The 11,703-nt window shown below is 68.3% G+C and carries 8 protein-coding genes and 3 tRNA genes; 5 read left to right on the top strand and 6 right to left on the bottom strand.

Going from position 1 to position 11,703, the window contains the following annotated elements; all coding sequences use genetic code 11:
* Positions 1-43: 43 nt before the first annotated feature.
* From tig to F784_RS0114925, 3 genes are all read right to left on the bottom strand, one after another.
* Positions 44-1,492, bottom strand: a complete 1,449-nt coding sequence (gene tig, locus F784_RS0114915; RefSeq protein ID WP_019587529.1) for a trigger factor — start codon at positions 1,490-1,492, stop codon at positions 44-46.
* 219 nt (positions 1,493-1,711) lie between these two features.
* Positions 1,712-1,797: transfer RNA gene (locus F784_RS0114920), tRNA-Leu, on the bottom strand.
* Positions 1,798-1,854: 57 nt separating this feature from the next.
* Positions 1,855-1,931 (bottom strand) — tRNA-His (locus tag F784_RS0114925).
* Positions 1,932-2,600: 669 nt separating this feature from the next.
* On the opposite strand from F784_RS0114925, the gene F784_RS24670 reads away from it, so the two are divergent.
* Both F784_RS24670 and F784_RS0114935 read left to right on the top strand, forming a co-directional pair.
* Positions 2,601-4,310, top strand: a complete 1,710-nt coding sequence (locus F784_RS24670; RefSeq protein WP_019587530.1) for a M12 family metallopeptidase — start codon at positions 2,601-2,603, stop codon at positions 4,308-4,310.
* Between the two features lie 76 nt (positions 4,311-4,386).
* Positions 4,387-5,529, top strand: coding sequence for an acyl-CoA dehydrogenase family protein (locus F784_RS0114935; RefSeq protein WP_019587531.1), 1,143 nt, complete (start codon positions 4,387-4,389; stop codon positions 5,527-5,529).
* Here the strand turns inward: F784_RS0114935 and F784_RS0114940 are convergent.
* Positions 5,504-6,610, bottom strand: a complete 1,107-nt coding sequence (locus tag F784_RS0114940) for an alpha/beta hydrolase (RefSeq protein ID WP_019587532.1) — start codon at positions 6,608-6,610, stop codon at positions 5,504-5,506. The two genes, F784_RS0114935 and F784_RS0114940, sit on opposite strands and share 26 nt — an antisense overlap.
* Before the next feature lie 252 nt (positions 6,611-6,862).
* Here F784_RS0114940 and lon point away from each other — a divergent pair, with 252 nt between their 5' ends.
* The 3 genes from lon to F784_RS0114955 all read left to right on the top strand — a co-directional run bounded on the left by lon (position 6,863) and on the right by F784_RS0114955 (position 10,119).
* Positions 6,863-9,325: an endopeptidase La gene (lon, locus tag F784_RS0114945; RefSeq protein WP_019587533.1), complete on the top strand. Its 2,463-nt coding sequence runs from the start codon at positions 6,863-6,865 to the stop codon at positions 9,323-9,325.
* A 114-nt stretch (positions 9,326-9,439) separates the two neighbouring features.
* Positions 9,440-9,970 carry a YqgE/AlgH family protein gene (locus F784_RS0114950; RefSeq protein ID WP_019587534.1) on the top strand — a complete coding sequence of 177 codons (531 nt, stop codon included), beginning with the start codon at positions 9,440-9,442 and terminating at the stop codon, positions 9,968-9,970.
* A 74-nt stretch (positions 9,971-10,044) separates the two neighbouring features.
* Positions 10,045-10,119, top strand: a tRNA-Asn gene (locus F784_RS0114955).
* Positions 10,120-10,375: 256 nt separating this feature from the next.
* Here the strand turns inward: F784_RS0114955 and F784_RS0114960 are convergent.
* Positions 10,376-11,113 (bottom strand): tyrosine-protein phosphatase, encoded by a 738-nt coding sequence (locus F784_RS0114960; protein WP_019587535.1) that lies wholly within the window; start codon positions 11,111-11,113, stop codon positions 10,376-10,378.
* Between the two features lie 43 nt (positions 11,114-11,156).
* A complete protein-coding gene (locus tag F784_RS0114965) occupies positions 11,157-11,681 on the bottom strand; it encodes a recombinase family protein (protein WP_157465285.1) in 525 nt (174 codons plus the stop codon).
* Between the last annotated feature and the right edge of the window lie 22 nt (positions 11,682-11,703).

An 11,703-nucleotide genomic window follows, 5' to 3' on the forward strand; every position in this document is an offset into this window, starting at 1 on the left:
GGCGCGGCGACAAGCCACACCCCCTCTTCTTTTGAATGGAGGATTACTCCCCGCGCTGCTCCTGGGGCTGCTCCCCGGCCTGCTCCTCTGGCTGAGCGGGCGCGGCGTTTCCGCTCTCGCCGCCGGTCTGTTCACTGGCCGCCTCAGCCTGCTGAGCGCTGATGCTGGGTTCGGTCGTCGTGCCATCCGCGGCCGCCTCTCCGTCGCTGGTCACGCTACCCTCGGCGGTCTCCTGCCCGCCCACCTGCGCCTGCCCGGCACCGCCGAGCTGCGTCAGCGCCTGCTGGAGCGCCTTTTCCCGCGTGAGGCTGATGTAGTAGGAGTTCAGGCCCTCCGGCCCGAGCTGGCTCTGGAGCTGCTGGGGGGTCAGGCTGTTGGCCTGGGCCAGGCTGTTCATGGTCTGGTTGAACTCGGCGTCGCTGACGCGCACGCCCAGGTTCTCGGCGAGCTTTTCGAGGGCCAGGTCGCGCTTCACGCGGCTCTCAGCGTTCTTCGCCAGGTCGGCCATGAACTCGTCGAGCTTGCCCTGCTCCTGCATGAAGCCCTCGTACTCGCCCCACTTCACGCCCTGACGGCCCAGGTCGTCGCGGATCTCCTCCAGCATTGCCTCGCGGCGGCGGTCGAGCAGGGCCTGGGGAATGTCCGCCTGCATCCCGTCCACGAGGTGGTTGATGAACTCCTCGCGGCGGGCGGCGTCGCCCTCCTGGCGGGCGCGGCGCTCCAGCTCGGCGCGCAGCTCGGTCCGCAGGCGGTCGAGGCCGTCGAAGTTCAGGCTCTTGGCGAACTCGTCGTTCAGCTCCTGAAGCTGCTTGGTCTGCACGCCCTGCACCCGCACCCGGACGGTGTGGGCGGGGTGCTCATGGTCGCCGTGCTGGTGGGCCGGGACGGTGATCTCGACCTCGTCGCCGACGTTCTTGCCGATCAGGGCGTCGCGGACGTGCGGTTCGGCCACATCGAGGTACACGGGGTAGGAGCCGCCCTCCTCGCCGAGTTCCTCGATGGTCACCTGGTCGGTCGCCTCGATGGGGCGCTCCACCGTCTGGAAGGTCGCATTGCGCTCCTGAAGGTCGGCGAGCGTCCGCTCCAGCACCTCGTCGGTGATCGCGGGGGCGGCGGCGGTGAGCTGCGCGCCGCGCCAGTCGCCCAGCGTGACCTCGGGGTACGTCTCGCCCCGCACGGTGAAGTCGAAGCCCTGCCCGCTGGTCAGGCTGCCAGGCTCGATCTGCGCGTCCACCAGGCTGAGCTTCAGCTCGCGCACGGCCTGCGGGTAGTGCGCCTGGAGGAGGCGGTCGCGGACCTCGTTCTCCACGTAGCCCTTGCCCACGCGGCCCTCCAGGACCTTGCGGGGCGCCTTGCCGGGCCGGAAGCCGGGCACGCGCACGTCGCGGGCCAGCCCCGCCCACACCTGTTCGTAGGCGCGGTTCACCTCGGCGGCGGGCACCGCGACCCGGAATTGCACCTTGTTGCCTTCACGACTGATCAGCTCTGCCATACGTCTCCCATCCTGCCGCCCCGTCTTCCGCCCGCGCGGTCACCCGCGTGCGGGGAGCGGTGTGCTTCTGTGTGCCTGTGCCGCCTGCGCTGGGGGTCCCGGGCGCGCGACATGCCGCCGCGCATCATAGTGCCTCGGGCGCCCCTCGCGCGACACCACAGGGCGAAGCGGCCCGCCGGGGGAACCGGGGACCGCTCGCCTTGCCGCAAAAGCCTTTTTTGGTGCGAGGAAAGGGACTTGAACCCTCACTCCCTACGGGAACCAGATCCTAAGTCTGGTGCGTCTACCAGTTCCGCCATCCCCGCACACCTGGACTCAAAAGAAAAATCCGGCCGCCACTGACCGCGGCAGGCCGGAGAACTTGGGGTGGGTTATGGGATTTGAACCCACGGCCTCCGCTTCCACAGAGCGGCGCTCTAACCGACTGAGCTAAACCCACCGCACATGCCTTCGCAGGCCCACACATCTTAGATGGGGTCGGGCGGGGTGTCAATGCGGGCAGCGCCAGCGGGTTTGGTAGGATGGTGGAACTTACCCCGCGCCGTACCGCCGGGAGGAGGGCCGCCTGACCGCTGGCGTGCCCCGTTCGCCGCGAACCCTTGAGCTTTCCGCAACTGCCGTCTGACGGGCGGCCCGAGGACGAAAGCATGGACGAGAAGCCCGGACGTCTCGCCGATCCTGCCCACGCTGCCCGGGGCCCCCCGAAGCAAGGATGGGCGCCGCTGGACCGATGCGGGCGGCTTGGCCCCAGCCCTGCGGGCACGGAGCCACCCCGGCCTCTCAACCACACCCCAAGGACCATCCTTGAGGAAGGAGCGTTGGTGGTCACTGCCGGGCCGGGCCTACAGCGAGGAGACCCAGTCCCATGTCAATGGCGGGAGGCCACCTGCACACCGCATCATCCGGCAGCACGTCAGAAAGAGGCCACAGCCTTACACCATGGTTGACGCGGCCGATTTCCGGCATGAACAACCAGACGGGTATATCTACACACTTCTTGAGCTCCTCTTTCCGCCATATCCACCAAAAATTCCACCTGTAAACGTCTGATTGACAGCCGGGACCGCTGGAGGACAGGAGGCCAGCGATGGGGACGGGACGCGGAGGGATGAAGCAGGTCGTCTTGGGCTGCCTGACAGCGTTCGGAATGGCGGGCGCGGCTCAGGCGCAGAGGGAAAACGTCGGCACCACCCAGCAACCGCTCAGCATTCAGCGGGAGAGCGTGTGGGCGTCGCCCCAGATTCCGGTCTGCTGGGAGAACCCAGGCACCTTCGCTCAGGAACGGGGCTGGGTGCGGCAGGCCGTGCGGCGGACCTGGGAGACGGCCTCCGCCGTCCGCTTCGTGGGCTGGGGTCTGTGTGCCAGGAACACGCGGGGCATTCGTATCCAGATCATCGACAACAACCCGCACACGCAGGGGCTGGGGAACAACCTCGACGGCGTGCGAAACGGCATGCAACTGAACTTCACCTTCAACAACTTCGGCACGAGCTGCAAGACGACGAGGCAGTTCTGCATCGACGCCATCGCGGTGCATGAGTTCGGCCACGCGCTGGGGATCGCTCACGAACAGAACCGCTCGGACCGGCTCAATTGCACCCTTGCCCACCAGGGCACCGACCCCGACTATTTCGTCACGCCGTACGACACCGCCTCGGTCATGAACTACTGCAACCCGAACTGGAACGGCAACGGCCAGCTCAGCGACCTGGACCGGCTGGGCGTGAACGTCCTGTACGGCAAGGGCGCGACCCCCGTCCCCGGCAACGGGCTGGCGATGGCCTCCTACATCGCCGGGAACAGCCAGCAACTCGAAACTCTGTTCGTCAATCCGGCCGGGGCGCTGGGCCTGGTCTGGAAAACCAACAACTCCATCTGGAAGGGGCCCGTCTTCCTGTCGGCGCCGGGGTTCCTGCCGCAAAATGCCCACATCGCCATGATCAACTACCCGCTGGGCAACCAGTTGGAAGCGTTCTATGCCGCAAATGACGGTGCTGTCTACGTGACCTTCAAGGCCAACAACGGCCCCTGGTCCGAACCGGTCCGGCTCACCGCGCCGGGCACCACCCGGCCGGGGGGCGACCTGAGCGCCGTGTTTTACCCCCCGAACAACCAGCTTGAGGTGCTGTACTTCGATGCGGGTGGTGCCCTCAACGTCCTGTGGAAAGCGCAGAATGGCCGCTGGAATGCGCCTGCCCGGATCAGCCCCCCGAACGTCGCTCCCCCGGGGGGAGGCATCAGCGCCGCGTTCTACCCGCTGAACAACCAGCTTGAGGCGCTGTTCGTGGCGAACGACGGCGCCGTCCGCGTGGCCTGGAAGGCGAACAACGGCGCGTGGAACGCCCCGGTCGGCATCTCCGCCGCCAACCTCGCCCCGGCGGGTGCGGGCATCACCCTCCAGTTCTATCCCCCGAACAACCAGTTCGAGGCCTTTTTCGTGGACAACAACGGCACGGTCAACGTCATCTGGAAGGCGCAGAACGGCGCCTGGAACCGGCCGGTCGGCATCAGCCCGCCGGGCATCGGTGTCCCGGGCAGGTCGATCACGGCCTCCTTCTATCCACCCAACAATCAGCTCGAGGTCTTCACCATCGGCGCGAATGGTGGGGTCACCCTCCTCTGGAAGGCCCAGAACGGGGCCTGGAAGCCGCCCGTCGGGCTCACGGCCGCCGGGGTCGCCGCTCCGGGCGGGGACCTAGCGGTGAAGTACCAGCCACTCAGCAACCACCTGGAACTCTTCTTCAGCGACACGGCCGGGGCCCTGTGGCTGGTGTTCAAGGCCGAGAACCGGGCCTGGAACCCCGCGTTCAGGTTCTAGGCGCCCGGGAGGACGGACAGCGGGGGAGGGAAGCTTCGCCCCCCACCCTCCTCCGGGCGCTACCCTGTCCGCACCTATGGAATTCAACTTGCCCGAGGACCTGCGGGACGTGCAGGCGACCGTCCGCGACTTCATGCTGGACGTGGTCGAGCCCCGCGCCCACGAGATCGAGGAGACGAACCGGGTGCCGGGCGAGCTGATGCGGGGGGCCGCCGAACTCGGCCTCTTCGGCCTGAGCATCCCCGAGGAGTACGGCGGCGTCGGGCTGGGCGCCCTGGGCCGCTGCGCCGTGTACGAGGCGATGGGGCAGGGGCACATGGGCTTCGGCGGGGTGATCAGCGCCCACGCCTCCATCGGCACGAGCGGGTTGGTGAAGCTGGGGACCGAGGAGCAGAAGCGGCGGTTTCTCCCCCGCATGGCAAGCGGCGAGTGCATCGCGGGCTTCGCCATCACCGAGCCGAGCAGTGGATCGGACGCGGCGAACATCCGCACCCGGGCGGAGAAGAAGGGCGACTGCTACGTCCTGAACGGGACCAAGCACTACATCTCGAACGCGCCCATCGCGGGGCTGCTGACCGTCATCGCCATCACGGACCCGTCCAAGGGAACGCGTGGCATGAGCGCCTTCCTGGTTGAGCCACAGAGCACGCCCGGCATCAAGATCGGCAAGGTCGACGAGAAGATGGGCCAGAAGGGCGCCCTCTCCGCGGAGGTGATCTTCGAGGATGCCGAGATTCCCGCCGGGAACCTCCTCGGCCCCGAACATCTGGGCTACCGCGAGGCGCTGGGCATCCTGACGAACGGGCGGGTGGGGATCGCCGCGCGCTCGACAGGGGCGATGCAGCGTCTTCTCGACCTCTCCATCGCCCACGCCAAGACCCGCGAGCAGTTCGGGCAGCCCATCGCGGAGTTCCAGGCAGTGCAGTTCATGCTCGCCGAGATGGAGGTCGCCATCCAGACCAGCCGACTGCTGTGGCAGAAGGTCGCCTGGATGGTGGACGGGGGGCAGGACGTGCGCCGCATGGCCTCCGTGGCGAAGTACCACGCGACCGAGATGCTCTCGCAGGTGGCGGACAAGGCCGTGCAGGTCGCGGGCGGCATGGGCTACATGAAGGACTCACCCATCGAGCGCTACTACCGTGACCAGCGCCTGCTGCGGATCTACGAAGGCACCAGCGAGATCCAGAAGCTGATCATCGCACGGAGCCTGCTGGCTTAGCCCCCTCCAGCCCGGTCAGCCACCACCGCAGGAAATCGGGGAAACGGGCACGCCAGGCGGGCTCGTCGTGCCAGTGGCCCTCGCCGATGGTGAGATGCACCTCAGCCACCCTGGGGCGCAGGCGGGCGGCGAGGTCGCGGGTCAGCACCACGATCTCGGCGGCGCTCTCCAGGCTGTTCCCCTCATGGTCGCCCATGTCGAGCCACACGCGGGCCTGCGGGTCGCTTCTTTCCTCCAGCCAGCGCAGGAAGGCGAAGTCGGCGGGCCAGACGGCGGGGCTGAACACCCCCAGCGTGCCGTAGGTGCCCGGGTCGCGCAGGCCCGCGTACGCGGTGATCAGGCCCCCGAAGGACGACCCGGCCAGGGCGACCCGACTGGGAGGCACGGACCCGAAGCGCGCGTGCAGGTGCGGGAGCAGCGTCTCCCTCACCCAATCGGCGTACTCGTCGGCCCCGGAGTCATGCCCGTTCAGCTCAAAGGGAAAGGGCACGTAACGGCGGCTGCGCTCGTGGTTCACCGGCAGGGCGGCGATGCGGCAGGGGAAGCCCTCGTCCGCGAGTGTCCGCGCGGCCCCGGCGGCGTCCCAGCTTTCGCCCGCGAAGGTCGGCCCCTCGTCGAACACGTTCTGGCCGTCGTGCAGGATCAGCAGCGGCAACTCCCCGTCCTGGCCCTCCGGCCACCACAGCCGCACGGCCTGCTCGCCCCAGGGGGCCGCCAGCGTGAGGGTCTCGCGTGGTAGGGCGCTGCGCCAGGGGCGGTCCCGGCCCTCCCGCTCGTCCTGCCACCCGGCGAGGGTCAGGTCGACGGTGGTGTCGCCACGCACGACGGCCCGGTGGGCGGGGGCACGGCCTCCCCAGGCGTCGCCCTCCTCGGTGACTGTGCCGTCGGGGTGCCGGGCGCGGACCTTCACGTTCAGCAGCGCGCCCTCGGGAAACTCGGCGCTCAGTTCGGAACTGCCGGGGCCGTCCTGAAAGGTCCACCTCTCCGGGTCGCTGCTCCAGGCACGGTGGTCGCCGGTCAGGAAGAGGGTGGCCCCGGGCACAGGGGGCGGGGCGGACAGCCGAAAGCGGACGCGGGGCATGGAGCCAGTATGAGGCAACCCACTGGAAAACTGCCCCTTCAACGCTAAACGTTGCGTCAGCCTCCCGTGAGGGTAGTGTCAGACGGCGGGGCGTAAGGTTTTGGCGTGGCAGACGTGCTCCAGGCCACGTGGCGGAGCGTGCGTGCGGACTTGCCTCAACCCCAAAAGGTTGATATAGTCGCACTCAAGTTTCCTGGTATCCTCTCTACCAGAGAACCCTTCCCAGAACCACTTCGGGCGAAAGGAGCCTCCATGCCCACCGACAACCAACCCACCCGCCTGCCCGCCAGCGTGCCTGTATGCCCGGTGCGCGGCAGCGTGATTTACCCGACGATGGTGCAGCATATCGACGCCAGCCGCGCCATCTCGATCAATGCCATTGAGGCCGCGATGGCCGGGGACAAGGTCATCCTGATCGTGTCCCAGCGCGACAAGGATGTGGACGACCCCCAGGGCAGCGACCTGTATGACGTCGGCACCGCCTGCAACGTGTTGCGCGTCCGCAAGAACCCCGACGGCACCGTGCAGATGCTGGTCGCCGCCGTGTCGCGCGCCCGCGTGACCCGCTACACCCGGGGCGACTTCCTCAAGGCCGACATCCAGGCGCTGCCCTCCGAGCCGGGCGACCCGGTGGAACTCCAGGCCCTGAGCCGCGAGTTGCGCGAGAAGTTCGAGAGCGTAGCGTCGAACGGCAAGGTCAGCGCCGAGAGTGTCCAGGCCATCCAGGGCAAGGATGACCCCGGCGAGATGGCCGACCACATCGCCTTCAACCTCGACTTCAAGCTGGAGGACAAGCAGGCTATCCTGGAGGCCACCCGCGTGACCGACCGGGTGCGCCGGGTGCTGACCCTGCTGGACACCGAGCAGGAAGTCCAGGCGGTGCAGGCCCGCATCCGCGCGCAGGTCAAGGAAGAGATCGACAAGAACCAGCGCGAGTACTACCTGCGCGAGCAGATGAAGGTCATCCAGAAGGAGCTTCAGGGCGGCGACGACGGCGAGGACGCCGACGAGGCCGAGGCCTTCCGCGCCAAGATCGACGCGCTGGGTCTATCCCCTGAGGTCAAGAAGGAGATCGACCGCGAGGTCAACCGCCTGGCCCGGATGCACCCCGACGCCGCCGAGGCCTCGGTCATCCGCACCTACCTGACCTGGATCACCGAGCTGCCCTGGAACGTCCGCAGCGACGACCGCCTGGACGTACCCGAGGCCGCCAAGATCCTCGACGACGATCACTACGGCCTGGAGAAGGTCAAGGACCGCGTGCTGGAGTTCCTGGCTGTGCGCCGCCTGCGCAAGGAGCGGGCCGAGCGCGGCGAGATCGAGGCCTCCGAGGTCAACAAGGGGCCGATTCTGGTCTTCACCGGCCCTCCCGGCGTGGGCAAGACGAGCATCGCGCAGAGCATCGCCAAGGCGCTGGGCCGCAAGTACGTCCGCATTGCGCTGGGCGGCGCCCGTGACGAGAGCGACATCCGTGGCCACCGCCGCACCTACATCGGCGCGATGCCCGGCCGGATCCTCCAGGGCATGCGGACGGCGGGCACCAAGAACCCGGTGATCCTGCTCGACGAGGTCGACAAGCTGGGCTCCAGCTACCAGGGTGACCCCTCGGCCGCGCTGCTGGAGGTCCTCGACCCCGCGCAGAACCAGCACTTCACCGACCACTACCTCGGCGTGGCGTTCGACCTCAGCGAGGTCATGTTCATCGCCACCGCGAACTACCCCGAGCAGATTCCGGCGGCCCTGATGGACCGCATGGAGGTCATCGACTTCTCCAGCTACATCGAGCAGGAGAAGCTGGAGATCGCCAAGCGTTACCTGCTGCCCCGCCAGATCACCGCGAACGGCCTCAAGCCCAACCAGATCGCCTTCACCGACGCGGCGCTGGAGCGGCTGATCAGCCACTACACCCGCGAGGCGGGCGTGCGCAACCTGGAGCGCGAGATCGGCACGGTGGCCCGCAAGGTCGCCCGCCGCATCGCGACCGGGGAGATCAAGCGTGCCAAGGTGACCGACAAGGAGCTTGACCGTTACCTCGGCCAGGCCCGCTACGTGCCCGAGACCGAGGGGCAGGAGGACAAGGTCGGCGTGTCCACCGGCATGTTCTACACACCCGTCGGCGGTGACATCCTGTTCGTGGAGACCTCGGTGATGCCCGGCAAGGGCCTGGTCCTGACCGGCCAGCTCGGCGACGTGATGAAGGAGTCGGCCCGCGCCGCCCTGACGTACGCCAAGAGCAACGCCGAACGCTTCCACCTCGACCGCGAGCGGATCGACAACTCCGAAATTCACATCCACGTGCCCGCCGGGGCGATCCCCAAGGAAGGCCCCTCCGCGGGCGGCGCGATGGCCACCAGCCTGATCTCGGCCCTGAGCGGCATTCCTGTCCGGCACGACGTGGCGATGACGGGCGAGATGACGCTGACCGGGCGCTACCTGCCCATCGGCGGCCTGAAGGAGAAGGTGCTGGGCGCCCGGCGCGCGGGCATCAAGCACATCATCATGCCCAAGGCGAACGAGCCCGACCTGCGCGACATCCCGCTTCACTTGCGCTCCTCCATGCGCTTCCACCCCTGCGAGACGGTGGACGAGGTGCTGGACGTGGCCCTGGTCGGCGGCCTGAAGGCGCTGGAGACCCCGCGTGAGGCCAGCGGGGTGACCCCCCCACCCCCCAAGGCACGCAAGACGAGCCGCCGCAGCCCCGGCGCGAGCGCGTAGGACCTCTCCCCTTTCCAGCTCCCCCGCCCACCCCGCGTGACGGGGGAGCTGCTTTGCTCCGGTGAAGTGGTCCTCAACGGCCCCACCCAGCCTGGCGCTTTATCCTGAGACCGTATGACCGCGCCCCTGACGTTCCTGGTCGCCAGCCCCCACCTGCGCGGCAGCTTCTTCGAGCGTGCCGTGATCCTGCTGCTGGAACACGACGAGACGGGCGCTCTGGGCCTGCTCGTGACGGCGCCGCTGGCTCAGAGCGTCGCCGAACTGCTGCCCGATCTAACCGGGGGTGAGACAGGCAGCGTGTGGGCGGGCGGCCCGGTAGAACCCGGCGTGGGCTGGTGCCTCTACCGCACGCCGCTGAACCTGGAGGGCGAGATGCGCCTAGCCCCGGGCCTGTTGGTGACAAGCAGCCTGGACGTGCTCCACGCTGTCGCGGCCTCCGGCCAGGAGTTCATGCTGATGCTGGGCTATACCGGCTGGGCCCCCACCCAGCTTGCCGACGAGGCCCGCGAGGGCACCTGGCTGTGGGTAGAGCAGGACACGCCCGAGCTGATCTGGGACGTGCCGGTGCCGGGGCGCTGGCAGGCCGCCCTCGACCGTCTGGGTGTGAATCCGGGGACGATCATGCCGGGAGGCGCCCAGGCCTGAGAGCCGGACTTGCAAACCCTGGAAACCCATGCTACTCTCCCTCTCGCGCCGGAAACGGCTCACCACACAGGTATTCGGCAGTAGCTCAGTGGCAGAGCATCCGACTGTTAATCGGACGGTCGTTGGTTCGACCCCAACCTGCCGAGCCAAAGAAACCCCCTCTAGGAGGGGGTTTTTCCATTTCTGCTCTGCTCGCTTCTGGAGCCGTGGCCAACGCGCCCCACCTTCCTGCCGCGTGTCTCTCTCCCCTGTCCCGACCTGTCTCATCCACAGGAGAGCGAGGACGCTCAGGTCCCCACCCCTCCAGCGCTGGCCACCCTCGGACGGTGAGTGGGCTGAGAATAGGTCTTCCAGCCCGCCGCGTTCACGCTGCACCTGACGAGTGCGCGGCAGCTTCTACGTTGGTCACGGGCGTTCGCGGGGCCGGTCGCGCAACGCCTGCAACTGATCCTGCCTCACGCCCGCGCCCCGCAGGTACGCGTTGACGCCGCCGTACACCTGCTGGAGGTGATCGAGCAGGTCCAGCATGACCTCCGGGCGGCTGTGCTCCCAGCGCGGCACCCGCTCCCGCCGCACCTCGTTCAGCCCCGCGAGTTCCGCCGCGTAATGCGGCGCGAGGCAGGTGTCCGACAGCGCGTAGTCCTCGGCGATCACCCCAGGCGCCACGCCCGCCACGGCGAGCGCCAGCGCCACAACGATGCCTGTCCGGTCATTGCCCGCGTGGCAATGCAAGACGACCCCGCCAGCCGGAGCGTCCGCTATCACGGCGATGATCTCGCCCAGCTGCCGGGCGAAGCCGTCGACGGTCGTGCGGTAGACCGCTCCCAGGTGAGGTGCGGCATTCACGCGCGCGTAACTCTCCTCGTCCGCATCATCCAGCACGGGCAGGTTCAAATAGACGGAGTCCCCCAGGAACCGACTGGGAAACCTGCGCGACTCCCAGGCGTTGCGCAGGTCGAGGATCAAGCTGACCTCTCGCGCCCGCACGGCCGCCTGGCCTGCCGAGGTGAGGCGGTCGTGGTTGTCGGAGCGCATCAACGCGAACGAGCGGACCACCCGGCCGTCGAAGGTGGGGAGGCCGCCGAGGTCCCGCGCATTGTGGCAGGCGTCCCACGGGAGTCGACGCGCCTCCAGGCCGATCACACCGGCATCATCTCACTCCGTCGCCTGCACAAGTCAGCGCGCTTCAAGACGCGGGCCGCCGTCGCCGGATCAACCGGGCGGCGTCGGCAGCGGTGAGGTCGCCCGCGCCGACGCGTCGCACGATGTCCTGCTGCTGCGCCGCGTTGAGCTTGCTGGGCCGCCCGAAGCGAACCCCCTTCTCCCGCGCGGCCTTCAAACCGGCATGCGTACGTTCGCGGAGATTCGACCTTTCCAACTCCGCGGACACGCCGACCATCTGCATCATCGCCTTGCCCACGGCGGTAGTCGTGCCGATCGGCTCGGTGAGGGACTTGAGCGCGGCGCCGCGCTGGTCGATCAACTTCATGATGCGGACGAGGTCGGCGAGCGAGCGGCTCAGGCGGTCGATCTTCCACACGACGACGGTGTCGCCTTCGCGCAGGAAGTCGAGCATCCTGTGTAGTTCGGGGCGGTCCCAGCGGCCACCGCTGGCGGTCTCCTGGTAAATCTTGAGGACCCCCGCTTGCTTCAGGGCGCCGAGCTGGGAGGCGGTGGTCTGGTCGTCGGTCGACACGCGAGCGTAGCCGATGAGGGTGCCGGGCCGGGCGAAA

The sequence above is a fragment of the Deinococcus apachensis DSM 19763 genome (assembly GCF_000381345.1).
Taxonomy (GTDB): Bacteria; Deinococcota; Deinococci; order Deinococcales; family Deinococcaceae; genus Deinococcus; species Deinococcus apachensis.